The organism is Rhizobium sp. SVR5-9E (assembly GCF_056755095.1).
Genome location: NZ_JBNDHS010000002.1, coordinates 62,453 through 88,726, shown reverse-complemented (window position 1 = coordinate 88,726; position 26,274 = coordinate 62,453). Strand labels below are relative to the sequence as shown.

The 26,274-nt window shown below is 61.1% G+C and carries 28 protein-coding genes; 14 read left to right on the top strand and 14 right to left on the bottom strand.

Annotated elements, in window-relative coordinates; genetic code table 11:
• Positions 1–3: 3 nt before the first annotated feature.
• The gene (locus ACPYOJ_RS01740; RefSeq protein WP_481414708.1) at positions 4–2,043 is read right to left on the bottom strand and encodes an ATP-binding protein; all 2,040 of its coding nucleotides are present in this window, start codon (positions 2,041–2,043) and stop codon (positions 4–6) included.
• A 346-nt stretch (positions 2,044–2,389) separates the two neighbouring features.
• Between ACPYOJ_RS01740 and ACPYOJ_RS01735 the strand changes: the two genes are divergently transcribed.
• Both ACPYOJ_RS01735 and ilvN read left to right on the top strand, forming a co-directional pair.
• Entirely contained in the window at positions 2,390–4,183 is a 1,794-nt protein-coding gene (locus ACPYOJ_RS01735) for an acetolactate synthase 3 large subunit (protein WP_481414707.1), read from the top strand.
• Between the two features lie 25 nt (positions 4,184–4,208).
• A complete protein-coding gene (gene ilvN, locus ACPYOJ_RS01730; RefSeq protein ID WP_168830767.1) occupies positions 4,209–4,781 on the top strand; it encodes an acetolactate synthase small subunit in 573 nt (190 codons plus the stop codon).
• Positions 4,782–4,925: 144 nt separating this feature from the next.
• Here the strand turns inward: ilvN and ACPYOJ_RS01725 are convergent, their stop codons facing one another.
• The gene (locus ACPYOJ_RS01725; RefSeq protein ID WP_481414706.1) at positions 4,926–5,774 is read right to left on the bottom strand and encodes an aldo/keto reductase; all 849 of its coding nucleotides are present in this window, start codon (positions 5,772–5,774) and stop codon (positions 4,926–4,928) included.
• A gap of 161 nt (positions 5,775–5,935) precedes the next feature.
• Here ACPYOJ_RS01725 and ACPYOJ_RS01720 point away from each other — a divergent pair, with 161 nt between their 5' ends.
• Entirely contained in the window at positions 5,936–6,532 is a 597-nt protein-coding gene (locus ACPYOJ_RS01720) for a LysE family translocator (protein WP_481414705.1), read from the top strand.
• 41 nt (positions 6,533–6,573) lie between these two features.
• Here the strand turns inward: ACPYOJ_RS01720 and ACPYOJ_RS01715 are convergent, their stop codons facing one another.
• A complete protein-coding gene (locus ACPYOJ_RS01715; RefSeq protein ID WP_481414704.1) occupies positions 6,574–6,816 on the bottom strand; it encodes a hypothetical protein in 243 nt (80 codons plus the stop codon).
• A 270-nt stretch (positions 6,817–7,086) separates the two neighbouring features.
• Here ACPYOJ_RS01715 and nthA point away from each other — a divergent pair, with 270 nt between their 5' ends.
• The 3 genes from nthA to ACPYOJ_RS01700 are packed head-to-tail and all read left to right on the top strand — an operon-like array spanning position 7,087 to position 8,676.
• Positions 7,087–7,662 (top strand): nitrile hydratase subunit alpha, encoded by a 576-nt coding sequence (gene nthA, locus ACPYOJ_RS01710; protein ID WP_481414837.1) that lies wholly within the window; start codon positions 7,087–7,089, stop codon positions 7,660–7,662.
• Positions 7,659–8,318: a nitrile hydratase subunit beta gene (nthB, locus tag ACPYOJ_RS01705; RefSeq protein ID WP_481414703.1), complete on the top strand. Its 660-nt coding sequence runs from the start codon at positions 7,659–7,661 to the stop codon at positions 8,316–8,318. Before nthA ends, nthB begins: the two co-directional genes overlap by 4 nt.
• On the top strand, positions 8,305–8,676 hold the full coding sequence (locus ACPYOJ_RS01700) for a nitrile hydratase accessory protein (protein ID WP_481414702.1): 372 nt from the start codon (positions 8,305–8,307) through the stop codon (positions 8,674–8,676). The genes nthB and ACPYOJ_RS01700 overlap by 14 nt, the downstream gene beginning before the upstream one ends.
• A 3-nt stretch (positions 8,677–8,679) precedes the next feature.
• Here ACPYOJ_RS01700 and ACPYOJ_RS01695 read toward each other — a convergent pair whose 3' ends face one another.
• The 3 genes from ACPYOJ_RS01695 to ACPYOJ_RS01685 are packed head-to-tail and all read right to left on the bottom strand — an operon-like array spanning position 8,680 to position 10,365.
• Positions 8,680–9,462 (bottom strand): anti-sigma factor family protein, encoded by a 783-nt coding sequence (locus tag ACPYOJ_RS01695; protein ID WP_481414701.1) that lies wholly within the window; start codon positions 9,460–9,462, stop codon positions 8,680–8,682.
• The gene (locus tag ACPYOJ_RS01690) at positions 9,459–9,974 is read right to left on the bottom strand and encodes an RNA polymerase sigma factor (RefSeq protein WP_481414700.1); all 516 of its coding nucleotides are present in this window, start codon (positions 9,972–9,974) and stop codon (positions 9,459–9,461) included. Before ACPYOJ_RS01690 ends, ACPYOJ_RS01695 begins: the two co-directional genes overlap by 4 nt.
• A gap of 10 nt (positions 9,975–9,984) precedes the next feature.
• On the bottom strand, positions 9,985–10,365 hold the full coding sequence (locus tag ACPYOJ_RS01685; RefSeq protein WP_481414699.1) for a COG4315 family predicted lipoprotein: 381 nt from the start codon (positions 10,363–10,365) through the stop codon (positions 9,985–9,987).
• A 267-nt stretch (positions 10,366–10,632) separates the two neighbouring features.
• Between ACPYOJ_RS01685 and ACPYOJ_RS01680 the strand changes: the two genes are divergently transcribed.
• Positions 10,633–12,249 carry an ABC-F family ATP-binding cassette domain-containing protein gene (locus tag ACPYOJ_RS01680; RefSeq protein ID WP_481414698.1) on the top strand — a complete coding sequence of 539 codons (1,617 nt, stop codon included), beginning with the start codon at positions 10,633–10,635 and terminating at the stop codon, positions 12,247–12,249.
• 13 nt (positions 12,250–12,262) lie between these two features.
• Here ACPYOJ_RS01680 and ACPYOJ_RS01675 read toward each other — a convergent pair whose 3' ends face one another.
• Positions 12,263–12,829 carry a DUF922 domain-containing Zn-dependent protease gene (locus ACPYOJ_RS01675; protein WP_481414836.1) on the bottom strand — a complete coding sequence of 189 codons (567 nt, stop codon included), beginning with the start codon at positions 12,827–12,829 and terminating at the stop codon, positions 12,263–12,265.
• A 176-nt stretch (positions 12,830–13,005) separates the two neighbouring features.
• Between ACPYOJ_RS01675 and ACPYOJ_RS01670 the strand changes: the two genes are divergently transcribed.
• Positions 13,006–14,133: an ATP-dependent DNA helicase gene (locus ACPYOJ_RS01670; protein ID WP_481414697.1), complete on the top strand. Its 1,128-nt coding sequence runs from the start codon at positions 13,006–13,008 to the stop codon at positions 14,131–14,133.
• Between the two features lie 33 nt (positions 14,134–14,166).
• Here the strand turns inward: ACPYOJ_RS01670 and ACPYOJ_RS01665 are convergent, their stop codons facing one another.
• Positions 14,167–14,853, bottom strand: coding sequence for a MerR family transcriptional regulator (locus ACPYOJ_RS01665; protein ID WP_481414696.1), 687 nt, complete (start codon positions 14,851–14,853; stop codon positions 14,167–14,169).
• Between the two features lie 418 nt (positions 14,854–15,271).
• Between ACPYOJ_RS01665 and ACPYOJ_RS01660 the strand changes: the two genes are divergently transcribed.
• On the top strand, positions 15,272–16,024 hold the full coding sequence (locus tag ACPYOJ_RS01660) for a pyridoxine 5'-phosphate synthase (RefSeq protein WP_481414835.1): 753 nt from the start codon (positions 15,272–15,274) through the stop codon (positions 16,022–16,024).
• Between the two features lie 77 nt (positions 16,025–16,101).
• On the opposite strand, the gene ACPYOJ_RS01655 is transcribed toward ACPYOJ_RS01660, so the two are convergent.
• Positions 16,102–16,989: an SDR family oxidoreductase gene (locus ACPYOJ_RS01655; protein ID WP_481414695.1), complete on the bottom strand. Its 888-nt coding sequence runs from the start codon at positions 16,987–16,989 to the stop codon at positions 16,102–16,104.
• Positions 16,990–17,102: 113 nt separating this feature from the next.
• On the opposite strand from ACPYOJ_RS01655, the gene ACPYOJ_RS01650 reads away from it, so the two are divergent.
• Positions 17,103–17,522 carry a winged helix-turn-helix transcriptional regulator gene (locus tag ACPYOJ_RS01650; RefSeq protein WP_168830780.1) on the top strand — a complete coding sequence of 140 codons (420 nt, stop codon included), beginning with the start codon at positions 17,103–17,105 and terminating at the stop codon, positions 17,520–17,522.
• A gap of 8 nt (positions 17,523–17,530) precedes the next feature.
• Here ACPYOJ_RS01650 and ACPYOJ_RS01645 read toward each other — a convergent pair whose 3' ends face one another.
• From ACPYOJ_RS01645 to ACPYOJ_RS01630, 4 genes are all read right to left on the bottom strand, one after another.
• Positions 17,531–18,739 (bottom strand): MFS transporter, encoded by a 1,209-nt coding sequence (locus ACPYOJ_RS01645; RefSeq protein ID WP_481414694.1) that lies wholly within the window; start codon positions 18,737–18,739, stop codon positions 17,531–17,533.
• A 73-nt stretch (positions 18,740–18,812) separates the two neighbouring features.
• A complete protein-coding gene (locus ACPYOJ_RS01640) occupies positions 18,813–19,433 on the bottom strand; it encodes a TetR/AcrR family transcriptional regulator (protein ID WP_481414693.1) in 621 nt (206 codons plus the stop codon).
• A 60-nt stretch (positions 19,434–19,493) separates the two neighbouring features.
• Positions 19,494–20,411: a bifunctional helix-turn-helix transcriptional regulator/GNAT family N-acetyltransferase gene (locus tag ACPYOJ_RS01635; protein ID WP_481414692.1), complete on the bottom strand. Its 918-nt coding sequence runs from the start codon at positions 20,409–20,411 to the stop codon at positions 19,494–19,496.
• 60 nt (positions 20,412–20,471) lie between these two features.
• Positions 20,472–21,191, bottom strand: coding sequence for an aspartate/glutamate racemase family protein (locus ACPYOJ_RS01630; RefSeq protein ID WP_481414691.1), 720 nt, complete (start codon positions 21,189–21,191; stop codon positions 20,472–20,474).
• A 158-nt stretch (positions 21,192–21,349) separates the two neighbouring features.
• Between ACPYOJ_RS01630 and ACPYOJ_RS01625 the strand changes: the two genes are divergently transcribed.
• Together ACPYOJ_RS01625 and ACPYOJ_RS01620 are read left to right on the top strand one after the other, a co-directional pair.
• Entirely contained in the window at positions 21,350–21,814 is a 465-nt protein-coding gene (locus ACPYOJ_RS01625; protein WP_481414690.1) for an Lrp/AsnC family transcriptional regulator, read from the top strand.
• 89 nt (positions 21,815–21,903) lie between these two features.
• Positions 21,904–23,169, top strand: coding sequence for an NAD(P)/FAD-dependent oxidoreductase (locus ACPYOJ_RS01620; protein WP_481414689.1), 1,266 nt, complete (start codon positions 21,904–21,906; stop codon positions 23,167–23,169).
• 154 nt (positions 23,170–23,323) lie between these two features.
• Here ACPYOJ_RS01620 and ACPYOJ_RS01615 read toward each other — a convergent pair whose 3' ends face one another.
• A complete protein-coding gene (locus ACPYOJ_RS01615; protein WP_168830788.1) occupies positions 23,324–24,370 on the bottom strand; it encodes an NAD(P)-dependent alcohol dehydrogenase in 1,047 nt (348 codons plus the stop codon).
• Positions 24,371–24,570: 200 nt separating this feature from the next.
• Between ACPYOJ_RS01615 and ACPYOJ_RS01610 the strand changes: the two genes are divergently transcribed.
• Together ACPYOJ_RS01610 and ACPYOJ_RS01605 are read left to right on the top strand one after the other, a co-directional pair.
• Positions 24,571–25,473, top strand: coding sequence for an AraC family transcriptional regulator (locus tag ACPYOJ_RS01610; RefSeq protein WP_481414688.1), 903 nt, complete (start codon positions 24,571–24,573; stop codon positions 25,471–25,473).
• Positions 25,474–25,597: 124 nt separating this feature from the next.
• Positions 25,598–26,248: a TetR/AcrR family transcriptional regulator gene (locus tag ACPYOJ_RS01605; protein ID WP_481414687.1), complete on the top strand. Its 651-nt coding sequence runs from the start codon at positions 25,598–25,600 to the stop codon at positions 26,246–26,248.
• Positions 26,249–26,274 lie beyond the last annotated feature (26 nt).

Genomic DNA, 26,274 nt, shown 5'->3' with positions numbered 1-26,274 from the left:
GGCTCAATCCTTATCGTAGAGGCTGCTCAGCGGCTTCTTGAGAATGCTCTCGCGAAGTGATCTGCCGGGCTCGCGGCGCGGAGCTGCAGCGCTATCTGGCGAAAACGCTGGTCTTTGGGCCGCTGCCTCGTCGCGGCGCATCTCGCGGCGTAGAGCTTCCAGACGGCTGTCAATCGAGGTCGACGGCGGAGCCGCGGGCGCTGGCTCCCGTGGCGTATAGCTGCGTGGCAGCATGTCCGGTCTATAGGATTCAGAAGGCGCGAGCGGCGGTGCGGAGATTGGCGCAGGATAGAGGGTGTCCTCCGGTGGCTCTTCATCGTCGAACAGCATGTCGCTCTGGGCGGCATTATAACTTTGCTGGAACGACGAAATATCCGGCCCGCCGCTGACGGCCCGCATGCGCGTCACGATCTTGCGTAGATCGACGGAATCGGGATCTTCGTCGGATTGTTTGACGTTCGCTCCATTCGCCTTCGGCAGCAGATGCTGGTCGACGCGCGAAAAGCGCATACGCATCGGAACCTTGATCGCCTCGCCGAAGGCGATCGCTTCGCCATTGCCGATTGAGGAAATGAAGCTCGTCGTCGAGATCGACGAGTTCGGAATTGCCGAGCGGATGATCTCCTGGTCGCTTTCGTTGGCGAGGCGCATCGCAAACAGCGTCGAACACTGGGAGAGGATCGTCTGATCGAGTTCGCCGGGACGCTGCGTGACTATGCCAAGAGAGACGCCATATTTACGGCCCTCCTTGGCGATGCGGGCGATAGCCTGGCGCGTCGGGATGAAACCAAGATTCGGGTCGGCTGGAACATAGCGGTGGGCTTCCTCGCAGACGACGAGCATATGGATGGCGCCGTCGCTCCAGAGGCCGATTTCGAAAGCCATCCGGCAAAGAACAGACGCGACGGAGTTCACCACTTCCGATGGGATGCCGGATAGCTGGAACGTACAGATCGGCCGGTTATCGCCGGGAATGCGGAAGATCTGCGCTACGGTCTCCATGATCGTGTCGCTGATCGTATTGTTGGAGAACATGAAATGGTAGCGCGGATCGTTGATGGCAGCGATGATGCGCATCTTCAACGAGCGCAGGAACGGTTTTTCGGCGCGTCCTTCGAGGCGGCCGATGCGCTCGTCGATCAGCGCCAGCAGATCGGCCATGCGGTATGGAACCGGCGTGTCAGCGGTGATCGAGCTCTTTTCCGTTTGGCGGCGGACAAGCGAACTGTCGCTCCCGCGAAAGGCGCGCTTGGCCTCCGGCATGATGTCGCGGAGCATGTCGAGTTCTTCCGGCACCGGTGTCCGACCGCGGAAAACGACTTCCGCGAATTCTTCAAGGCGCATCAGCCAGAAGGGCAGGTCGAGCGTGTCCGTATCGATCACGACCGAATGCTTCGGGAAGGCGGCGGCGAATTCGTTGTGCGGATCGAGGATCAGAACCCGAAGCTTTGGATCGGCTTCGATCGCCTTGTGCAAAAGCAGCGAGACCGCCGTGGACTTGCCGACGCCGGTGGAGCCGACGATGGCGAAGTGCCTGGAGAGCATCGAGGGGATATGGATCGCCGCGTCGATGCTTTCGTCCTGGGTCAGCTTGCCGATGACCGCCGTCGTTCCGCTGCCTGCGTCGTAGATGCGCATCAGGTCGGCGGCGCGGATGCGGTGGGCGATCGCCCCGAGATATGGATACTGGGAGATGCCGGTCGAGAATTCCTCTCGGCCGTCGTCCTCGACGCGGACCTCGCCGAGCAGTTCGGTCTCGATCTTGAAATAGTTGTCCTGCCCTTCGCCCCAGGAGTGCTCGCCGGTATTCATGGCATAGGCGAGCGCAACGACCCGGTTCCTGCCGACGCTGATCGAGATCAGGCGGCCGACGGACCAGAGTTCGGTGAGATCGGTGCCTCCGGCCTCTGCGGTGGCGGCGATGGTTGCGCGGGAGCCGCTGCATGCGACGACTCGACCGAGGAAGCGATTCCCGGGCGTTAGATTGTCGCGGCGTTCATGCTCGCGGTCATTCCCTGTCGTCTGCAAGTCGTTGTCGGGCAACGGCCTACTCCCTGCGTTAGCAGGTCATCATATGATCCATCCTTTAACAAAATCCTTCCGCCCATTGTTTTTAATGGGATAGTCAGCTCCTACGCCTCTCGGACTACATCGATTTTTTGTTTCAGAAAGCGTTGACGCTGCGCAATTTTCTGTCTATCACTTGCCCCCATGAAAATCGCAACAGGTCTTATTGTGGTGGGAAAGCGCATGGGCAGGATGGTGTAACCATCCGGCGATAGCCACCCATGCGCTAGACGATAGGCTCCTTCGGGGCCTTTTTTTATGCCTGAAAATCAGGCTTCCGGACCATAAATCTCAATCCTAGTAGTCAAAGCGGAATAGCAACATGACGGGCACGGACACCAAGAAGGCAGACAATCAGATGACAGGTGCGGAGATCGTTCTCCAGGCGCTGAAGGATAACGGCGTCGAGCACCTCTTCGGCTATCCGGGCGGTGCTGTGCTGCCGATCTATGACGAGATTTTCCAGCAGGACGAGATCAAGCATATCCTCGTGCGCCACGAGCAGGGCGCCGGGCATGCGGCCGAAGGTTACGCCCGCTCGACCGGCAAGGTCGGCGTCATGCTGGTCACCTCGGGTCCGGGTGCCACGAATGCCGTCACGCCGCTGCAGGACGCACTGATGGACTCGATCCCACTCGTCTGCCTGACCGGCCAGGTTCCGACGTCGCTCATCGGTTCGGACGCGTTCCAGGAGTGTGATACGGTCGGCATCACGCGCCCCTGCACCAAGCACAACTGGCTGGTCAAGGACGTCAACGAACTCGCATCCGTCATTCATGAAGCCTTCCGTATCGCCCAGTCCGGCCGTCCTGGCCCCGTCGTCGTCGACATCCCGAAGGATATCCAGTTTGCCACCGGCACCTATACGCCGCCCGCCGATCATTCGATCCAGAAAAGCTATCAGCCGAAGGTTCAGGGCGACCTCAACCAGATTCATGCGGCAATCGAGCTGATGGCGAATGCGCGCCGTCCGGTCATCTATTCCGGCGGCGGCGTCGTCAATTCGGGTCCGGAAGCCTGCAAGCTGCTGCGCGAGCTGGTGGAACTGACCGACTTCCCGATCACCTCCACACTGATGGGCCTCGGCGCCTATCCGGCGTCGGGCAAGAACTGGCTGAAGATGCTCGGCATGCATGGCTCCTACGAAGCCAACATGGCGATGCACGATTGCGACGTCATGGTCTGCATTGGCGCACGCTTCGATGACCGCATCACCGGCCGCATCAATGCCTTCTCGCCGAATTCCAAGAAGATCCACATCGACATCGACCCGTCATCGATCAACAAGAACGTTCGCGTCGACATCCCGATCCGCGGGGACGTCGCCTTCGTGCTGGAAGACATGGTCCGCTTGTGGCGTGCGCTGCCGAAAAAGCCGGAGAAGGGCCGTCTCGACGACTGGTGGGCGAATGTTGCGCGCTGGCGTGCGCGCAACTCGTTCGCCTACACGAAAAGCAGCGACGTCATCATGCCGCAATACGCGCTCGAGCGACTGTACGAACTGACGAAGGACCGCGACACCTACATCACGACGGAAGTCGGCCAGCACCAGATGTGGGCCGCGCAGTTCTTCGGTTTCGAACAGCCGAACCGCTGGATGACCTCGGGAGGCCTCGGCACGATGGGCTATGGTCTGCCGGCAGCCCTCGGCGTCCAGATTGCTCATCCCGAGAGCCTGGTCATCGACATTGCCGGCGACGCATCGATCCAGATGTGCATCCAGGAAATGTCGGCGGCAATCCAGCATGATGCGCCGATCAAGATCTTCATCATGAACAACCAATACATGGGCATGGTTCGCCAGTGGCAGCAGCTGCTCCACGGTAACCGCCTGTCGCACTCCTATACGGAAGCGATGCCGGACTTCGTGAAGCTTGCCGAAGCCTATGGCGCCGTCGGTCTGCGCTGCGAAAAGCCTGGGGATCTCGACGGCGCGATCCAGGAGATGATCGATGTCAAGAAGCCGGTCATTTTCGATTGCCGCGTTGCCAATCTCGCCAACTGCTTCCCGATGATCCCGTCGGGCAAGGCCCACAACGAAATGCTTTTGCCGGATGAGGCCACGGACGAAGCGGTCGCCAACGCGATCGACGCCAAGGGCCGCCAGCTCGTTTGAAATCGAAGGTGAGGAAGCCAAGACAATGAATGCACATCTACAGCCGACAGGCTCCGCCTACTTCATCTCGCCCGAGACGGCAGCCATCGAGAACCATACGCTTTCCATTCTCGTCGCCAACGAGCCGGGCGTCCTTGCCCGTGTGATCGGCCTTTTCTCCGGCCGCGGCTACAACATCGAAAGTCTCACGGTCTCCGAAACCGAACATCAGGCCCATCTGTCTCGCATTACGATCGTGACGCGCGGTACGCCGCATGTCCTCGAACAGATCAAGGCGCAGCTTGAGCGCATTGTGCCGGTGTACCGGGTGGTGGACCTGTCGGTTCGCGCCCGCGAACTCGGGCAGGAGCCTCCGATCGAGAGAGAAGTAGCGCTGGTCAAGGTGGCGGGAAGCGGCGAAGCCCGTGCCGAGACGCTGCGCCTTGCCGATGCTTTCCAAGCCAAAGTGGTCGACGCGACGGTTGAGCACTTCATTCTCGAAATCACCGGCAAGTCCTCGAAGATCGACCAGTTCGTGGCGATCATGAAGCCGCTGGGCCTGATTGAGGTTTGCCGGACCGGCGTTGCCGCGATGAACCGCGGCCCGCAGGGCATGTGAACGGAAGCCTGGCTTGCGTTGACCCTCAGCGTAGCGTCGCGTAGGTTGCGCGGCGCACCGGAGGTGCTCCGACTGGCGGCAGATCGATGTGTTCGGAGCGATCGACTTGATCCTGGCCGGACAGCGTGCCGTGCTCTGAGAAAATCAAAGCATCTCGAGGGCCGATTTCTGCGCAGGCGGCGGGAAGGCGCGGTCGAGGGACGCCCAGTCCTCATCACTGATATCCAGTGAAACGCAATCGCGGTTTTCGGCAGCGCGGTCGGCATTCGACGTCTTCGGAATGGCGATCACGCCATCGCGTTCGAGAAGAAAGGCGAGGGCGACCTGCGCCGGGGTCGCCTGATTGGCCTTGGCGATGCGGATCAGTTCAGGATTGTGCAGGATGCGGCCCTGTTCGATCGGCGAATAGGCCATGACCGGGATATCGTGCTGCTGGCACCACGGCAGGAGATCATATTCGATGCCGCGGCGCGCAAGATTGTAGAGAACCTGATTGGCAGCGACATGTCTGCCGCCGGGAACGGCAAGCAATTCCTCCATGTCGCCGAGGTCGAAATTCGAAACGCCCCAGGCGCGGATCTTTCCGGCATCCTTCAGGTCCTCGAAGGCCTCGACGGTGTCGGCGAGCGGATGTTCGCCGCGCCAATGCAGCAAATAGAGGTCGATCCGGTCGATCCCGAGCCGGACGAGGCTCCGTTCGCAGGCTTCGACCGTGCCCCTGCGGCTGGCATTCCAAGGATAGACCTTGGTGACGATGAACAGGCCGTCTCGCCGGCCTTTGATCGCGCGGCCGACGACGCGCTCGGAGTCGCCTTCGCCGTACATTTCGGCCGTATCGATCAATGTCATGCCGAGATCGATGCCGGCCCTAAGGCTGGCGATTTCCCGCTCGGCTTCCGACGGCCGCTCGCCCATGTTCCAGGTGCCCTGGCCGAGAGCCGGGACTTCGACGCCGTTCGGGAGGGTGATGGTGGGGATCGGGTCGCTTTGCATCGCTGAATCTCTTCCGTTTTCTGCCAAAGATTGAGCAGAGACGTGATCTTTCAAGCAATCCTGTCACGGTGACAATGATTATCTGGCTTAGAGAATAGTCGTCGGCTAGCTGATCATCAAAGATGGCGCGTCGAAGTCGATGACGGTCCCAGGGAGGTTCCATGCCGCTGGAAAGGTTTCTGGCACTCGTTCTCTTTGCTTTCACGACCTCGATCACACCAGGGCCGAACAACATGATGCTCTTTGCATCCGGGGTGAACTTCGGTTTCCGGCGAACGATCCCGCATATGTTGGGAATCGGCGCGGGATTCCTGACGCTTCTTCTCGGCGTCGGTTTCGGGCTCGGCGCCGTGCTGCATACTGCGCCTGCCCTCTACACGGCGCTGAAATTTGCGGGCGGCGCTTATCTCGTTTGGATCGCGTGGAAAATCGCAACCTCGCGGTCGCTGAGCGAAGCCAAGGGAAGCGTCAAGCCGATGTCATTCCTTGCCGCCGCCGCCTTCCAATGGGTGAATCCAAAGGCCTGGGTCATGGCGGTGACGGCGATGGCGACCTATACGAATCCCGACCTCTATCTGTTCAGCGTCCTGCTCGTCGGCCTTGCCTTTGCGGTCGTCAACTTGCCGAGCGTCTCAACCTGGGCGGGCTTCGGTTCCGCGCTTCGCGAGTGGTTATCTGATCCGGTTCGTTTGAAATGGTTCAACATCACCATGGCAGTGCTCTTGGTGCTGAGCCTTTGGCCGATGATGTTGAAATAGCGGAAGGAAAGCGGACCATCCAACGGACGTCCGCCCAAAACCTAGAACCCGCCCGACTGAACGATGATCGTCGGGTCGGCGAAGTTGCGGTAGCCCAGGAGAGGAATGTCGCATCGGGCATCGAACTTGCCGATTGGTGCCGTGCGCGGGCAGTTCTTCGCGGATTTATAGGGATGTCCCGGGATCTGATACTCGCCCTCTTTCAGAATGTGATAATCGCCCGCGCTTGCGCAGGCGGCGAATGCAGTGCTCAAGGCGAATGCAAGGATGACAAGCCTATTCATCGCAGTGCCCCTCCGTGGTTGCGAGATCACCGAGACTATCACGCAGGCCCCGTTGGACCTTGGGAACAAAGGGATTAGCCCAGTTTCTTTACCTAACGGCATATCTCTGCCGTGACGTCGGGTGTGCAGAGCGACGGGTTAGGGCGAGCCTATGGATGGCTTGGCGGAATGCATTGAAGCCCTTAAGATCAATGTGCTGCGGAGGGCTTCACCTTGAACGATCACCATGATCACGACCACGATCATCATCACGACAACCGCTACTCGGATATGCAGGCGCGCGTGAAGGCGCTGGAGACGGTGCTGACGGAGAAGGGGCTGATCGATCCGGCGGCGATCGATGCGATTGTGGAGACCTACGAGACGAAGATCGGCCCGCGGAACGGGGCACATGTGGTGGCCACGGCGTGGAGCGATCCGGAGTTTTCCGAATGGCTGAAGAGAGACGCGACGGCAGCCATCGCCAGTCTCGGCTATACCGGGCGGCAGGGCGAGCACATGCGGGCGGTGTTCAATACACCGGAGACCCATAATCTCGTCGTCTGCACGCTCTGCTCCTGCTATCCGTGGGCCGTTCTCGGCCTGCCGCCGGTCTGGTACAAGGCGCCAGCCTACCGTTCGCGGGCGGTCATCGATCCGCGCGGTGTGCTTGCGGAATTCGGTGTCGAGTTGCCCGAAGGCAAGAAAATCCGGGTGTGGGATTCGACGGCAGAACTCCGCTACCTCGTCATTCCGGAACGTCCGGCGGGCACTGATGGGATGAGCGAGGAGGCGCTCGCAGAGCTCGTCAGCCGCGATGCGATGATCGGGACGGCGATCGTTGGCGCCCCGGGAGCGGCAGCGTGAACGGCCCTCACGATCTCGGCGGGCAGATGGGGTTTGGCCCTGTGGCTCCCGAAAAGAACGAGCCGTATTTTCACGCCGAGTGGGAGAAGCGAGCACTCGGCGTCGTGCTGTCCTGCGGCGCCTTTGGCGCCTGGACGATCGACGAGAGCCGGCATGCGCGCGAGAGCATTCCGCCTGCCGAGTATCTTTCTGCGAGCTACTACGAGATCTGGACGCGAGCGCTCGAAGTGCTTCTGGAGCGTCACGGCTTTGCGACGCAGGAAGAGATCGCTCAAGGCCACAAGCTGAACGACGGTGCCGTGCCGAAGCGTGTGCTGAAGGCCGACATGGTGGCGGGCGTACTGGCGAAAGGCGGCCCCTGCGACCGGCCATCCGAGGCTCCGGCGAAGTTCTCCGCCGGTCAGCAAGTCCGCACCAAGAATTTCAATCCCGAGACGCATACGCGGCTGCCGCGCTATGCCCGGGCAAAGACCGGTACAATCGAGGCGGTGCAAGGGTCGTTCGTGTTCCCGGACGACAACGCGCATGGAAAGGGTGAAAACCCGCAATGGGTCTACACCGTCGTCTTCGACGGCGGCGAGATCTGGGGTGAGGGTGCCGATCCGTCGCTGACGGTGTCCATCGACGCATGGGAGAGCTATCTTGAGCCTGTGTGAAACGGTATCGCCGTTGACCCAATCACCGCAGCTGCCGAAATCCAGTGATGGCGAGCCGGTCTTTCCCGAGCCATGGGCGGCCGAGGCTTTTGCTATGACGGTGCATCTGCATGAGCGGGGGCTTTTCGCGTGGAGCGAATGGGCGGAGACGCTTTCGAACGAATTGCATAAGCCCGGACGGGCGGTCGATGGCAGCGACTATTTCGACTGCTGGGTTGCAGCCCTTTTTTCGCTCCTCGTCAGCAAGGGCATTGCCGATGCCGGCACCGTCCTTTCGCTGCAGGAAAGCTGGCAGCGTGCGGCCGAAGCGACGCCCCACGGAAAGCCGATCGAGCTGTCGAACGATCCGCTGCGCTGAGCATCACGACGGCAACTGCTTGTAGCACTCCTCGGCAACCTGCCGCAGCATGTCGCGCGAAATCTCGCCGGTGACGGCATAGCCGAGCTCGCCGTCAATCCAGTAGAAAGTCTCGACGCTGTCGGCGGAGGCGAAGCGGAAGCTCGTCGTCCTATTTTCCTTGTTGCGGCCGACAAGCACGGTTAGGCGTTCCCCTGCCTGGTTCTCATACATGAACATCGCGCCCGGCTTTCCATCCACCGGCAGCAGGCGGCCACCGACGAGCTTGAAGCCGAGCGACTGCAGGTCCGGCACCTTCAGGTTCGGGATCGAAAGCCGTTTCCCGAGCCAGGTCGCCAAATGCGCTTCCTCATTGGCGAAGACTTCGACCGGGTGGCGGACCTCGCCTGCATAGACCAGAAAGGCGTTCTGCGCCTCTTTCGGGAGCGTCTCTGACGACGCGAGTTGAAGTTCCGGTCTTTCGAGAAGCGGCGGGCCGTAATGACCGGCAACGGCGCCAAGCGCAAAGAGCACGACGGCGGCCGCGGCAAGTCTTAAACGCCTCAGCCAGTCGGAAGGTCCGTTCTCCGGATCGATCAGCAGGATATCGCTTTCCTTGGATCTTTCGTACGGCGCGAACATCGACCGGATTTCGGCGTTCTGCGCTTGCCATGCGGCAACCTTTGCGGCGTCTTCCGGATGGTCCTGCAGCCATGCCTCGATACGGGTGCGGTCGCTGTCGGGCAGCTGCCCGTCGGCATAGGCGTGGAGCTCCGCTTCGGGCACGGTCTGGTTGGGCTCGTTCATTTCGGTCTCCGAAGCGTAATCACATTGTCGGCGGTCATTCTCTGTCCAAGCCGTTGACGGGCGCGCGACAGGCGCGACATCACGGTGCCGATCGGAATGTCGAGGGCAGCCGCGACCTCGCTGTAGGTGTAGCCTTCGATAACGACGAGCATCAGCACGGCGCGGTTTTCTTCCGAAAGGCTGTTCAGCGCGTCCTCCAGCCGCACGCGCTCCAGTGGATCGGCGGGTACCTCCGGCGAGGGCAGCTGTTCGGCACTATCGAGTTCGACCATCATGCTGGGAGGATTCTGGCGGCGCGTGTTGCGATACAGATTGGTCATGATGGTCAGCGCCCAACCGCGCAAGTTCAGGCCGCGCCATTGCGAACGGCGGGCAAGTACTTTCTCGACACAATCCTGCAGCAAGTCCTCGCCATCGGCGTCGGAGCGTGTGAGGCTTCGCGAATAGCGCCGGAGCGAAGGAAGGAGGGCCAGGATCTGGCCCTCGAATGTTTCAGGTGCAGGTGTCTTCACGCCGGTTTACTCAGGGTTTGGCAAGGTCCCAGTTGCCGCCGACGCCATCGCCGGTGATATCGCCCTTCTTGGTATCTTTCACCCAGAAATACAGCGGCATTCCGTCCTTGGCCCATTGCTTCGTACCGTCCTTGCGATCGACGATCGAATATGCACCTTCGGCCTTGGCTCCGCTAGCAGCCATCAGCGGCGGCCAATTCTTGGCGCATTGGTCGTAGCAATTGGAAACGCCCTTGGCGTCCTTCTTGAAGGTATAGAGCGTCATGCCGTTTTCACCGGCAAGTACCTTGCCCTTGGCGGATTCCACGGTCATCACCGGCTCTGCCGCAAATGCAGCCGTTGCCGCAGCAGATGCAACGGCGAATGCGATCACAGATTTTACGAGTTTCATGCGGGTGTCTCCTCACGTTCGACAGGCTTTCTTGCTTGCCGGACATGAGACACGGAAGGCGGCGTTTTTATTCCATGTCGAGCGAGAGATTCTTGAAAAGCAATGATGGATACGGGTGCTGCTGTCAGATTTGCGCCTTTGCCTTGAATCGGAAGTATTTGTCGCCTAGATTGCCGGCGACCAATCATTCCAACAGGATGTGTGCAGCAATGGAGTTCAACCCGATCGCAATGCCAATTCGCCTTGCCACCGGGGAACTTCGTATCCATGCCTGCATCCATCACGCTTTCCAATCTATCGTGGTCCACGCCTGACGGCCGGCCACTTTTCTCAAATCTCGATCTGAGTTTCGGCACAGACCGCACAGGTCTGGTCGGCCGCAACGGCGTTGGCAAGACCACGCTCCTCAAGCTGATTTCCAGCGAACTCCAGCCTCAGTCCGGGGCGATCGCGCTCGGCGGCACGCTGGGCGTGCTGCGCCAGCACGTCCAGGTGGAAGCCGGCGAAACGGTTGCCGATCTCTTCGGTGCGGCCGGAGCCCTGGCCGTTCTCCGCCGGGCCGAGGCTGGCACGGCGACGGTCGAGGAGCTGGCATCGGCGGACTGGACGCTGGAGACACGCATCGCTGCTGCTCTGGATCGCGCCGGCCTCGATGCACAACCGGAGACGAGCCTTGCCGCGCTGTCTGGCGGGCAGCACACGCGGGCCGGGCTTGCCGCGCTCATCTTTGCCGAGCCTGATTTTCTGATACTGGACGAGCCGACCAACAATCTTGATCGTGACGGGCGGTGGGCGGTGATCGATCTGCTCGCAGACTGGCAGAAAGGCGCCATTGTCATCAGCCACGACCGGGAACTGCTCGAAACCGTGGATGCGATCGTTGAGTTGACCACGTTGGGCGCTACCCGTTACGGCGGCAATTGGAGCCAATATCAGGAGCGCAAGGCTCTCGAGCTGGCGGCTACGCAACACGACCTTGCCGATGCCGATAAGCGCCTGGCCGAGGTTGCCCGGAGCGCGCAGGCGACAGCCGAACGGCAGGCACGAAGAGATCGCGCCGGCAGGAAGAAGGCCGCCAGGGGCGACATGCCGCGTATCGTCGCCGGCGGATTGAAGCAGCGCAGCGAGGGCACGAGTGGCGACAATGCGCGGCTTGCCGAACGCCGGCGTGCTCATGCATTGGAAGAGGCAGCCTCGGCGCGCGAGAAGATCGAAGTCCTGCAGCCCTTATCGGTGAAGCTTCCGCCGACCGGACTACCGGCCAACAAGGTCGTCCTGAAGATGGACTCGGTGACCGCGGGTTACCGGTCCGGCCAGCCGATCCTCAGCAATCTGTCCTTCGATATCACGGGGCCGGAGCGCATTGCCGTCACCGGCCCCAACGGCTCGGGCAAGACGACGTTGCTGGCGCTCATCACCGGAGAGTTGAGGCCCTGGACCGGCACGGTCTCAGTGATGACGAGGTTCGCGATGCTTGACCAGCGGGTGAGCGTTCTTGATCCATCGATCTCGATCCGAGACAACTTCCTGCGGATAAACCCGCAAGCGGCGGAAAACGCCTGCCGGGCGGCACTCGCCCGCTTCGTGTTCCGGGCCGATGCGGCGCTCCAGACGGTATCGACGCTTAGTGGCGGCCAGTTGTTGCGTGCGGGACTGGCCTGCGTCCTCGGCGGACCGAACCCGCCTTCGCTGCTGATCCTCGACGAGCCGACAAACCATCTCGACATCGACTCGATCGCTGCCGTGGAGAGCGGGCTGCGTGCCTATGACGGTGCATTGCTGGCCGTCAGCCACGATGAAGTGTTTCTGGACGGGATCGGGATATCGCGCAGGCTGCAATTGCCTTTGCTGCCGCAAGGCATCGAAGGAGGCGAGGCGTCATGACCGGCGCCGACTGCTACGGTCCATTGACCAGCTTGAGAATGAGCTGCTGGATATTGCCGCCTTGACCCATCTCGACGCGGTCGAAATCCCGGCCCTGCTGGCGCTGGTAACCGGACAGCTCGCCGAGGCGCTTCGTGAGCACGGTGCGGATCTTGCGGCAATCAGGATCATCAGCGGCGGTGAGACCGACGCTGTAGGCTTCGATCTCCTTGACCATCTGCTTGATGGTTTCGCCGTGCCACCGCTCATGGGTTTCAACGCCCGCGACGAAGCTTTCCCAGCTCGCCTTTGTTGCAGGCGATAGCTGTCCGGCGGGCTTCGGCAGCGTGTAGCTTATGATCAGCTTCGGCCGCGCCGTCGTCAGCTTGCAGGACCTGTCCGGCTGCGGCTCGTATTTCCTGGTCCAAGTAAGCTTGAAGGTCGTATGGGCGATCGCCCGTCCGATGCCCGCCTTCGGTCCGTGTTCGCCGATCGAGGCGTAAAGCTCGGCGCCGGTGGCTCCGTTGATTGCATAGGGCTTGATCTGTTCGACGGCTTGCCATTCGGCCTTTGCAGCTCCCGGCAGCGAGAGCGCCCCCATCAACAGACAAACCTGAATGCCTTTTCTCACACGAATCCCCTTCGAATGGCCGGGCGACACTAACGGGCGCAAAATCCGCGTTCAAGCGGCCGGAGATCAGCACGTTAACGGGCAACGCCCGCCGCGCGCGCTTTTACGTCTTGCTTCGCGGCTGCGAATCCTGCCAAGTCGCTGCCATGCAATTCGCTCCGCAACAGGATGAAGCCCTGAAGGCCGTTTCGAAATGGCTGAAGGAGGGCAGGTCACCGCTCTTCCGCTTGTTCGGCTATGCCGGGACGGGCAAGACGACGCTTGCCAAGCATTTTGCGGAGAATGTCGATGGCGACGTGCTGTTTGCGGCTTTCACCGGCAAGGCGGCCCAGGTGCTGCGCTCGCGCGGCGCCAGCAATGCCAAGACCATCCATTCGCTGATCTATCGCCCGCGCGGCGAAGAGGCCGTCGAGGACGAAGAAACCGGCAAGACCTCGATCGCCCCGATGTTTGCCATCAACCGGCAGAGCCCCGTTGCCAAGGCAGCGCTGATCATCGTCGACGAATGCTCGATGGTGGATGAGGCGCTCGGCAAGGACCTGATGAGCTTCGGTACCCCGATCCTCGTCCTCGGCGATCCCGGCCAGCTGCCGCCGGTCTCGGGCGGCGGCTACTTCACCAATCAGGAGCCGGATTATCTGCTGACGGACATTCACCGGCAGGCGCGCGACAATCCGATCATCCAGTTGGCGATGCAGGTGCGCGAAGGCAACGAGATCATGCATGGCGACTACGGCACCGCGCAGGTGATTTCGAAGAACGAGGTCAACCAGGCGCTAGTTCTCGATGCCGACCAGGTGCTCGTCGGCACCAACCGCACCCGGCGGCGCTATAACCAGCGCCTGCGCGAGTTGAAGGGCTTCAGCGCGGACTATCCGCAGACGGGCGACAAGCTCGTCTGCCTGCGCAACGATCCTGCCAAGGGGCTGCTCAACGGCTCGCTTTGGCAGGTGATGACATCGTCGAAGGAGACGACGAAACCGGGCATCAACCTGCTCGTGCGACCGGAAGACGACGACATGGATCGCGGCGCGGCCAAGATCAAGCTCCTGAAACAGGCGTTCGAGGATGTCGAAGGCGAAATCCCGTGGAACACGCGAAAGCGCTACGACGAGTTCGACTACGGCTACGCATTGACCGTTCACAAGGCGCAGGGCTCGCAGTGGAACAATGTCGTGCTCTTCGACGAAAGCTGGGCCTTCCGCGATACGCGCGAACGCTGGCTTTACACCGCTATCACGCGTGCGGCGGAAACGCTGACGATCGTGCGGTAACGTTGCCGAACGGCAACCGCCGCCGCCCAAACGTCAGACGTTGACCAGCCCGAGAAGTACCGCCTTGGCGATCGCCTGGAAGCGGTTGTTTGCGCGAAACTTCAGGATGATCGCCGATTCGAGCGCCTGTGCTTCGTCGTGCTTGAGATCGAGCGTGCGGGCGATGCGCTGGGTCGAGAAGCCTTCTGCCATCAGGGAGAGACAACGCATCTCCTCATCCGAAAGGCTGCTGTGGTCCTCGTTGTCGTTCAGCGGCGGCATCTCGCCGTTGGCATCGGCATCGAGCAGGTCGCTGACCTGCTGCAACTGGCGGTGCAGCGTCGACATTTCCGCCGTTAGCTCGCGCTTACGGATACTCAGCGCCTCGCGAAACATCGTTTCGGCTTCGTCCTGCGAGGAAGCGCGGCGCAGTTCCTCCATCAATTCCTGGATGACGGCGACCGGCATGCCGGATTCGCGGCAGAGGTTGATGACGGCCATCCGCATCACATCGTCCTCGCCGTAAACGCGCATCAAGCCGATTCGGTTTGCGGAAAGCAGGCCCTTCTCTTCGTAGAAATGCAGTGTCCTGTGCGTCACCCCGAATGCATTCGCCATCTCGGCGATCGGCACTGGTCCCTCAGGCAAATCCGCCGGCAGAGCGGTAGACGGCAGGAACCGGTATTTCGCCCGGCCCCCCGACGTTTCACCGTTGGCGGCACGTTTGGTACCATCTGGCATGGACCCCCCTGGCATAAAGTTGCACCTCAATGCGGTTTGCCAGTTGCTTCGAAAGCGCTGTGGAGTGGTCGTCCTCAATTACAGTCGTCGAGGAGAAGCAGTACGCGGCGTACTGACTCGATACCTATCGTTCACGGTATGCGCGAACGCTCATTTTTGAAAGTGCTAAAAATAATCGGTTTTAAACGCGATAGCAACGCAGTTGCGATTGCTGGAATCTACGCCATTGGACTGGATTGACTGAAATGCCGGCAAACTCTTCAAACAAAACTGGTAATACTTCCGGTGGTACACCCTTTCGCGCCGGAACGCCGCCTATCAAAGATTCGCATGCAGCCATGAGCGAATCTCGTTGGCCTGAGCAGGTTCATTGGCTTACAAAGCAGCCCACGCATTCCGCATCGAATGGATCACCGACATGCCGACAACGCTTTCCGTCAATCTCAATGCCATCGCCATGCTGCGCAACCGGCGGGATCTGCCATGGCCGAGCGTGGAGGGGTTGGGGCGTATCGCCTTGCAATCGGGCGCCAGCGGGCTGACCGTCCACCCGCGGCCGGACCAGCGGCATATCCGCTTCACCGACCTGGCGGTGATTCGCAACCTGATCGACGATGAATTTCCGGAGGCCGAGTTCAATATCGAAGGCTATCCCACCGAGGAATTCCTGGAGCTCTGCAAAGAGGCGGCACCCGAACAGGTCACGCTCGTGCCCGACGATCCATCGCAGGCGACCTCCGACCACGGTTGGGATTTCCGCAAGCACCAGGCCTTCCTGACGGACGTCGTTGCAAAGCTCAAAAAGATGGGAACCCGTGTTTCGCTGTTTGCCGATGGCGACGGCGATGCCGAGGCGATGAAGTTCGCCAAGGCAACGGGTGCCGACCGGATCGAGCTTTATACGGGTCCGTATGGCGGCTGCTATGACGCACCGGAGCGCGCTGCGCCCATTCTTGAAGCGCTCGGCAAAACGGCGGATGCGGCGCTTGCCATCGGCCTCGGGGTCAATGCGGGGCACGACCTGACAGTCGCCAACCTGCCGCCGCTCGTGAAGCGCATTCCGAAGCTCGCCGAAGTATCGATCGGCCATGGCCTCACGGCTGATGCGCTGGAATATGGCATGGCGGAAACCGTTCGCCGCTTCTGCCGGGCTTGCGGCCAGAAGATCTGAGATCCACCTCACTTCCCTCATCCCTATGACAAGCACAGGGATGAGGGCGCGCCATCTCATTGCTGGCCTTGTCCGGGTTAGGCGGCGAGTGCCGCCTTATGGGCCACGAAGAAATCCTTCAGCGGCTGCGGCTCCTTGCCGGTCAGCGTCTTGAAGTCTTCCGTGACGATATCGAAGTTGCCGGCACGGATGTTCGCATCGGCTAACACCAGCATGTCGGCAACGAAGTCCGGCAGGCCCGCACTGCGCATGCCGTGGCCGAGTTGCTCGTCGTTGACCGGGATGGCCTCAAGCGGCTTTCCGGCTGCTTCGGCGACGATGTTTGCGATCTCCTTTGCGGCCAGGGACCGCGCGCCGGTCAGCGTATAGGTGACGCTCTCTGTCGAGGCGGATGCGAGTGCTGCTGCTATCGCCCGCGCGCAGTCGTCGCGCGCAATTGTCGAGATCTTGCCATCGCCAGCCGACGTATACCATTTGCCGGCATGCAGGTTATGCGGCATGCCCATCAGGTAGTTGTCGTGATACCAGGCATTGCGGAAGATGGTGTAGGGGATGCCGGTCGCCTTGATGGCGTTCTCGGTGCCAAGGTGATCCGGCGCGAAGGTGACGACCGACCTGTCGGGCGAGGGCATGGATGTGTAGGCGATGTGCTTCACGCCGGCTTTTGCCGCAGCCTCGACGGCCGCCTTGTGCTGCTTGAGGCGCTGGCCGGGGACGGCGAGCGCGTCGGTGCTGATGATCAGCAGGCGATCGACACCCTTGAAGGCGGTTTCGAGGCTTGCCGCATCGTCGAAATCGGCCTTGCGGATGCCCACGCCCCTGGCGGCAAGCGAGGCAAGTTTCGCCGGATCGCGGGTTGCTGCGAGGATGTTGGCGGCGGGAACCTTGTAGGTTTCGAGCAGGTGATGAATGACGCGCTGGCCGAGCTGGCCGGCCGCGCCGGTAACAAGAATTGTTTCGCTCATAGGTCTTCCTCTATGTGGTCTCAAAAAGAGAGCAGCACTAAAATAGGAATTGACCTGGGGCTGTAAAGAAGGCAGTTTTTCCGCTCTAGGTTACCAAAGAGGAACCACCCGACATGAACGGCGCTGTGCGAAATCTGAAGAGCAACCCGGCTCCCGGCATTCGTCGCGAGATCGATCTCGGCGATCTCGATTTCAACAATTGCCCAGTCAGGGACATGATGCAGCAGATCGGCGGCAAGTGGTCGACGCTAATGCTGGAAGCGCTTGCCGCACGCCCTTATCGCTTTGGCGAGTTGCGGCGGAAGATCCCCGATATCTCCCAGAGAATGCTGACGCAGACGCTGCGCGACCTGCAGCGCGAAGGCTACATCGAGCGGGAGGTGTTTCCCACCAAGCCGCCGAGCGTCGAGTATCGTATCACCGAACTCGGCCGCTCGCTTTACGGCACGCTGGCACTGCTCTTGAACTGGGCGGAAGCCAACCATGACGCGGTTCGCGCCGCCCGAGTTCGTTTCGATGCCGCCGAGGGCTGAGATGCGGCTTACTTGCCGCGTCCCTCGGTGAGGAAGAGCAGGAAGGCGAAGGTAGGGAAGCAGAAGCCGATCCACGCTGCCATCGTCCATCCGCCAGTCGCATAGGCCCAGCCGCCGATCGCCGAGCCGAGAGCGCCGCCGGCAAAGAAGGTTGCCATGTAGAGGCCGTTCAGGCGGCTGCGATGGTCGGCGCTGATCGCGAAGATCGCCCGCTGGCCGCAGACGAGGTTGGTCGTTACGCCGAAATCGAGAAGGATTGCGGCGGCCGTCAGGAGGGCAATGGCCAGCGTTGAGCCGTCCGTCGCGAAATGGCCGATCAGGAAAGCTGACATGCCGAGCAGCATGGCGAGCGTCGAGGCGGCTCTCGTCAGGCCGCGATCGGCAAGACGCCCGGCAATCGGCGAAGCGATCGCGCCGGCAGCACCGGCGAGCGCAAAGAGCGCGATGCCGTTCTGGGTGAAACAGAATGTCGGGCTGGCCAGCAGCAGCGGCGTTGTGGTCCAGAACAGGCTGAAGGCGCCGAACATCCCGGCTTGATAGAGCGCGCGGCGCTGAAGGACGCGGGAGGTCGTGGCAAGGTGGAGCATCGAGGCGAGCAGCTTGCCGTAGCCGAGCCTCGTATGCGGCACACGAACCGGCAGGCTTGTATGCAGGATGGCGACCAGCCCGACCATGATAGCCGCGGTGACGTAGTAGACCATGTGCCAGGATGAGGCCTCGGCGATGAAGCTGGCCACGGGGCGGGAAAGCATGATGCCGCAGAGAAGACCGCTCATGACGTTGCCGACGACGCGGCCGCGTATTGCATCCGGCGCCATGTGGGCGGCGAAGGGCACCAAGACCTGGACCGCAACGGAAGACAGGCCGATGCACAGCGAGGCAAAGAGGAACAGGCTTGGCGTCGATGAGAATGCGGCGCCGATGAGCGCTGCGGCCGACGCAAGGGTCAGCACCAGCACGAGGCGGCGGTTTTCAAGGAGGTCGCCGAGCGGTGCGATGAGGAGCAAGCCAAGGCCGTAGCCGATCTGCGTCAGCGTCACGATCAGGCCCGTGGCCGCCGGCGTGAAGCCGAGGTCGGCGCTTATCAAACCTGCCAGCGGCTGACTGTAATAGAGATTGGCGGCGACAAGGCCGCAGGCGGCGGCGAAAAGGAATGTCATCAAAGGCGAGATCGTCCGGGGAACCGCGGTCTCGTTCGTGGCGGTTGAAACGCTCATAAAAAACTCCGGCATGCGAATATGGAGGATCGGTCTAAAAGTCTTTGGTCGCCACCCGCTTTTGCGGCGGTCTCTATGGGGTGAGAAGTTTCATGGCGGCTTGCGCCACGACGTTCATATCTTCCTCGGTGCGGCCGGTCTTGCCCACGACGCGCATGCCCTTGATCAAGCAGAGGAGCGTCCGCGCAGCCGTCGCCGCATCGAGCGTCTTGGGAATCGAGCCATCGGACTGGCCGAGGCGGATGAGGTCCAGCAGCAATTTCTCGTTTGCAGCAAAGGCACCGGCGACCCGCTCTGCAGCCTCCTCATCGAAGATCGCAAGCTCTTTGGCGCTGCTGACGACAAGGCAACCCCGCTTGCCGGATTCTCCGTGGGACGAGATGGCGTAGAAGGTCAGAACTTCACGGACCTTCTCGCGACCGGTCGCCGCCGTTGCCATGCGGGCATCCAGCAAAGCGCGGCGTACGGCGCGGTAGCGGTCGAAGGCGGCTAGGAAAATGCCGTGCTTGTCCTTGAAGGCCTTGTAGACGCTGCCCGAGGCGAGCCCCATTGCGTCCGTCAATTCGCTGATCGAGGCGGCGTGATAGCCGCGCTCGGAAAAGACGCCAAGCGCCTTATCGAGCGCTGCCTCCATGTCGAATTCCCGCGGCCTGCCGCGCGATCGACTCTGCTCGCTGATGGTTGCTGTGGTCATGTTCGTCGGATTAGGAAATGACCGTTTCCAAATCAAGTCAATTTTTTGCGATGCAGCAATCTAGAGATCCAGAACCCAGGTTTGACCGTTTTCCTCCGGGCCGAACATCTTATGTCTCTCTTCGGAAACAAGCCGGAAGCCAGCCTTCACGTAGATGCCGCGAGCAGCCTCCAGTACGTCGTTGGTCCAGAGCGAAAGCTGGCGATATCCCTTCGCCCTGGCAAAGCGGATGCATTCATCGACGAGCAGTTTGCCGAGGCCGAGACCGCGTGCGGCCTTGTCGACATAGAGCAATCGCAGCTTGGCGATCCCATCGCGGCCATTCGTTACGAGCACCGAACCGACATTGATGCCGTCGCGCTCGGCGATCCAGCAATACTCCATCTCCGGGTCGAAATTGGCGAGGAAACGGCCGGCCACTTCGGCGACGAGGCCTTCGAACCGCATGTCCCAGCCGTATTCCTCGGCATAGGCCTTGCCCTGGCTCTGCACGATCCAGCCGATGTCGCCGGGCCGGTGTGCGCGAATGATCGCAGGGTTCGGCCTGCCGTTCGGGTCGAGCAGCGAGCGGATGGTCTGCATGGCGTTGACGACGCGTTGCGGCTCGCCGAGGGCAAGCACGTCGAAGCGTTCGGCAATCTGCGCATTCGAGCGGCGCCCAAGCTCCTGAAATTGCTGATGTCCCTTAACGGTGACTTTGATGATCTGGCTGCGCAGATCGGCAGGATCGGCCTGGGTCTCGATGAGGCCATCCGCACGAAAGCGCTTCAGGATACGGCTGAGATAGGCCGGATCGAGATGAAGGTCGCGGGCGAGCGTCACGGCGCTTATGCCGTCATGCGAGCCGATCTCGAACAGCACCCGTGCATCCGTCAGGGTGAAGGGCGTGTCGAGATAGGCCTTGTTCAGGACACCGAGGAAATTCGTATAGAAACGGCTGAAGTCTCGCGCCGCTTCGATAAGGGCGGAATCGTGCATGACAAAGTCTCCCGATAAGAGACTTTGTCCTCTAATTAATTGACTGAGTCAAGTAATTGCTCAGGCTGCTTCGGTTTCGTCGCTCTGCTCTTCGCCGATCGAAAAATCGACGGCAGCCTTGGCATGGATCGCAGTCGTGTCGAAGCCGGGCAGGGGCAGCTTGTTTGGATCGAGGATCAGGCAGATCTCGGTGCAGCCGAGAATGATGCTGTCTGCGCCCTTGGCGCGCTCGCGTTCGATGATCTCCATCAGCTTCGCCCGTGATCTGTCGAGGACCTTTCCGGAGCACAGCTCGTTGAAGATGATGTCGTGAACGGTGGTGCGGTCAGCGGCCTCCGGGACCATGACGTCGACACCCAGGCGCTTCATGCGACCCGAATAGAAGCCGTGCTCCATCGTGTAGCGCGTTGCGAGGAGCAGGGGACGTTTGCGTCCCGCAACCTTCAACGAGCGTGCGGTCTCATCGATGATGTGGATGAGCGGAACAGAGATCCGTGAAGCCACCTGGTCGGCGATGAGATGCATGGTGTTGGTGCAGATGAGGATGCAGCGGGCGCCGGCAATCTGCAGGCGAAGCGCGGCATCGCCGAGGCGGGCGGCGGCGGCATCCCAATCCCCTGCCTTCTGCATTTCGACGATTTCTTCGAAGTTGACGGAATGCATGACAAGTTCGGCCGAGGCCAGGCCGCCCAGGCGTTCGCGAACCATCTCGTTGACCAGACGATAATAGACCGCCGAGCTTTCAAAGCTCATGCCGCCGATCAGGCCGATTGTCTGCATATTCCTTGCTCCCATCCCCCGGATTCGATTGCCCAAAGCATGCATCAGTCCTTGCGCCGAATGTTTGCATTCTTTGATCGTCTTTATAACCGGGCTCTATGACTTTGTGCATTTTTATCATATCGTGCAAAAAATCAGCGCCAACGTAAACTTTAGCAATGCTTGATGATCGCGACCGAAAGATTCTCGACCTTCTGCAGACGGATGCCGGTATTTCCGTGAGTGTTCTCGCGGAACGGGTTGCGCTTTCGGTTTCTGCCTGCTCGCGGCGTATCCAGCGCCTTGAGGAGAGCGGCCATATCGCCAGGCGCATCGTTGTGCTCAACCGTGAGAAGATGGGCGTGCCGACGACGGTCTTTGCTTTGATCAAGACGGCGCATCATTCCGACGAATGGATCGAGAGCTTCCGCAGGGCGATCAGCGGCATTCCTGAAATCGTCGAAGCCCACCGGCTGACCGGAAATCAGGATTACATCCTGAAGATCGTCCTGCCGCGCGTCGAGCATTACGACATCATCTACAAGCAGATCGTCCGCAAGATCGAACTGTTCGACGTCTCGGCGTCGATCTCCATGGAGCTGTTGAAGGGCGGTACAGCGATCCCGGTCAGCTATGCCGGCTGAGGCGGGCAGCTATTCCGGCCCAGCGGTTGAAAGCCCTTTTACGAAAGCCGACATCTTCCGCAGCGAAATCGCGAAAGGGTAGGTATGTCATGAGCGAATATCGTGTCGTCGTTGTCGGCGGCGGCTTCGGCGGGCTGCAACTCGTCAACGAGCTCAGGGGTGCGGGAGCGAAGATCACCTTGGTCGATCGCCGCAATCACCATCTTTTTCAGCCGCTGCTCTATCAGGTCGCAACGACGATCCTTTCGACCTCCGAAATCGCCTGGCCGATCCGGCAGCTTTACAGCGATCGATCCGATGTGACGACGCTGCTCGGCGAGGTGACTGGGGTCGACACGGCTGCCAAGGTCATTACCTTACGGAATGGCGTGACCTTACCTTACGACACGCTGGTGCTTGCGACCGGCGCAACGCACGCCTATTTCGGACATGACGAATGGGAGCCCGTCGCGCCGGGGCTGAAGACGCTCGAGGACGCAACGACGATCCGCCGTCGCATGCTGCTCGCCTTCGAGCGGGCCGAACTGGAAAGCGATCCGGCCGTCAGGGATGCGCTGCTGACCTTCACGATCGTGGGCGCCGGCCCGACCGGGGTCGAACTGGCAGGCATCATCGCCGAGCTTGCGCATCACATCCTGCCGGAGGAGTTCCGCAACATCGATACGCGCAAGACCAGGGTCGTGTTGGCGGAAGCCGGGCCGCGCGTCTTGCCGAGTTTTGCCGAGGAGCTTTCCGCTTACGCCCAGCATGCGCTGGAAAAACTCGGCGTCGAGGTTCATCTCGGAGAGATGGTGACGAACTGCACGGCTGAAGGCGTGATGATCGGCGAGCGGTTCATCGCCAGCCGGACGATCGTATGGGCCGCCGGCGTCCAGGCGTCGCCCGCCGCGAAGTGGCTTGATGTTCCGGCTGACCGGGCGGGGCGCGTGGTGGTCGAGAAGAACCTGACGGCGCCGGGCTTTCCCGATGTCTTCGTCATCGGCGATACGGCCTCGGTGAAGCGGGAGGATGGCTCGCCGGTACCTGGGATTGCGCCTGCCGCAAAGCAGCAGGGCACCTATGTGGCAAGGGTTATCCGGGCGCGGATTGCGGGGAGAACCATGGCAGCGCCGTTCCGCTACAGCCATCAGGGCAGTCTCGCGACCATCGGCAAGAGTGCGGCGATCATCGATTTCGGCAGCATCAAATTGAAGGGGTGGCTTGCCTGGTGGGTATGGGGCATCGCCCATATCTACTTCCTCATCGGCACGCGGTCGCGCTTCGCCGTCGCCTGGAACTGGCTCTGGATCTTTCTGAGCGGCAAGCACAGCGCCCGGCTGATTACCCAGAAGGAAACCATGCGGGAGGAGAAGTAGAAAAGGCGGCTCCAAGAGCCGCCTTTGCCTGTCGAGATAGAGCGCTTGCTTTAGTCGACGTCATCCTCGGCCTTGTGCCGATGATCTGCTAGCTCTCAATAAATTCGGCGTTTGCAGATGCTCGGGACAGGCCCGAGCATGACTAAAGCGAGTATCATGCTGCCAGTGAGGCGATATCGATGACGAAGCGGTAGCGGACGTCGCTCTTGAGTACGCGCTCGTAGGCTTCGTTGACCTGCTGAATGTTGATCTTCTCGATCTCCGAGACGATGTTGTGCTCGCCGCAGAAGTCCAGCATTTCCTGGGTTTCCTTGATCGAGCCGATCATCGAGCCGGACAGGCTCTTGCGGCCGGGGATCAGGGCGAAGGCGTGAACCGGGATCGGATGTTCCGGGGCGCCAACGATGACCATCGAGCCATTGACCTTGAGCAGGCCGAGGTAGGCATTCCAGTCGATCGCGACGCCGGCCGTGCAGATGATCAGGTCGAAGGTGCCTGCGAGCTTCTCGAAGGTCGAGGCGTCGTTCGTGGCGTAGTATTCCTTGGCGCCGAGCTTCAGGCCGTCTTCCTTCTTCGACAGCGTCTGGGAGAGAACCGTGATATGGGCACCCATGGCGGCGCCGAGCTTCACGCCCATATGGCCGAGACCACCCATGCCGACGATCGCGACCTTCTTGCCCGGGCCGGCATTCCAGTGACGCAGCGGCGAGTAGAGGGTGATACCGGCGCAAAGCAGCGGTGCGGAAGCGTCGAGCGGCAGGTTGTCCGGAATCGACAGGACGTAGCCTTCCTTGACGACGATCGAGTCGGAGTAGCCGCCCTGCGTGGCGGTTTTGCCGTCGACTTCGACGCTGTTGTAGGTCTGGACGAGGCCCGGCATGTAATGCTCGTTGTCGACGTCGCGGGTAGCACAGCCGACGCAGGAATCGACGAAGCAGCCGACGCCGACACGGTCGCCGACCTTGAACTTGGTCACGGCCGAACCGACGGCCGATACGACACCGGCGATTTCATGGCCCGGGACGATCGGATAGACGGCATTCTTCCATTCGTTGCGGACGGTATGAATGTCCGAATGGCAGATGCCGGCGAACTTGATGTCGATGACGACGTCGTCGGGGTTGGGGTCGCGGCGCTCGAAGGTAAAGGGCGTCAGCGGCTTGGATGCGTCAGTAGCGGCATAGCCTCTAGCAATAGGCATGGAAAAATCCTTCTTTTCGCGGGGGTGGAGAGGATGGCGCAGTTATGCCCTACAAGCCGTCGCGGGCGTTAGAGCGATCCTCCAGCCTTTTTGCCCGATCCTGCAAAAGTGAAGGCGCGGGGTATTTGCCAAAGGCTGAATGCATTCTAGATAGGGAGCAGCCGCGCCGCCCGGCCGTCCTTCATCAGAGAGCTATCCGCATGACACTGCCGTTCAACCGATATCAGGAGATCGCATCGATCGCAGCCCGGTTCGCATCCGGCGAGGGCGAGTTCCAGACGGGCATCGAAGGGCTCGGGATTAGCCGTCGCACGACACCGAGCGCGCCATGCCACGGCAGCTATCGCCCGTGTTTTGCGATGGTGGTTCAAGGTGCAAAGAGCGTGCAGCTTGGCACGGACACGATCAACTACGGCCCCGGCTCCTACCTCCTGACGTCGCTCTACCTGCCCGTCGTGTGGAGGGTGGTCGAGGCCAGCCCGGAGGTCCCGCACTTCTGCCTGACCTTTGCCATCAACAGCGAGAAACTGCTTGATCTGCTCAGCCGTGCGAACATCCAGCGGCCGGCAGCGACCACCCCTGGTCAGCGCGGGATCGTCGTGAATGACGCGACGCCGCAGCTTCTCGACGCTGCTGTACGGCTGCTTCGCTTGCTCGATAGTCCGGACGATATCCCGGCGATGGCGCCGCTGATCGAACAGGAAATCCTTTACCGCATCTTGATCGGACCGGCCGGTGATCAGCTGATCAACCTCGCCATGGCCGACAGTCACGGCAACCGGATCGCGCGTGCCATCGGCTGGCTCCGGGAGAACTTTGCAAGGACGCTGCGCATCGAGGACCTCGCCGAGCACGTCAATATGAGCGTCTCGTCCTTCCATCATCACTTCAAGGCGATAACGGCGATGACGCCTGTGCAATACCAGAAGCAGCTTCGCCTGCACGAGGCGCGGCGGCTGATGCTGATCGAGAGACTGGATGCCGGGACCGCCGGTCACCGCGTCGGCTACCAGAGCCCGTCGCAGTTCAGCCGGGAGTACAGCCGTCTCTACGGCCTGTCGCCGGCACGCGATGTCGATGCCGTGCTGAGCGCTGCCGAATAAAACGGCGCGTGTCCTGCGAAAAATTTGTCCTTCGGGTCTCCGTGAGACTATTGACGGGGGAGCGCTTCTGCGCGATAAACCCTCGTGAACCGTACCGTACGGTACGTATGGGGGAGTGCTTATCGTGTTTGCTGAATCGTTGGAGCCCAGCGAATTTTCGCCGCGTCAGAACGCCGTTCTGGAGCAGGCGTTGCAGCTTCTCGTCGATGGCGGGGAGAAAGCCCTGACGACTTCCGGGGTCGCGCGTGCTGCCAACTGCTCCAAGGAAAGCCTCTACAAGTGGTTCGGTGACCGCGACGGTCTTCTTTCGGCCATGATCGCCTATCAGGCCAGCAAGGTGCGCACGTTCGAGCGCGGCGGCGAACGCCTGACGGCTGCGAGCCTGCATGATCATGTTGTAATCTTTGCGCGGGATTTGCTGGACGTGCTGGCCGGAGATGTTTCACTTGCATTGAACCGGCTCGCGATCGGCCAGTCGAACCGCGACGGCTCGAAACTTGGAAGATTGCTCCTGGAGCGCGGCCGCCGGCAGATTGACCGCCGCGCCATGGCGCTGATTGACGCTGGCAAGCGGTCAGGGCTGCTGCGTTTTCATGATGCCGATGAGGCATATCGCACACTTTACGGCCTGATCGTCTCCGATCTGCATGTGCGCATGCTGCTCGGCGAACCGGGCCTCAAGGATACCGCGCAGCAGGCGGAGAGGGCAGTCACCGCCTTCCTTCGGCTTTACGGCACGGACAAGGTTTTGGCGGAAATGCCGGCTCTGAGCTGAGTTCCGCTGTTTCCAATCAACAAGAC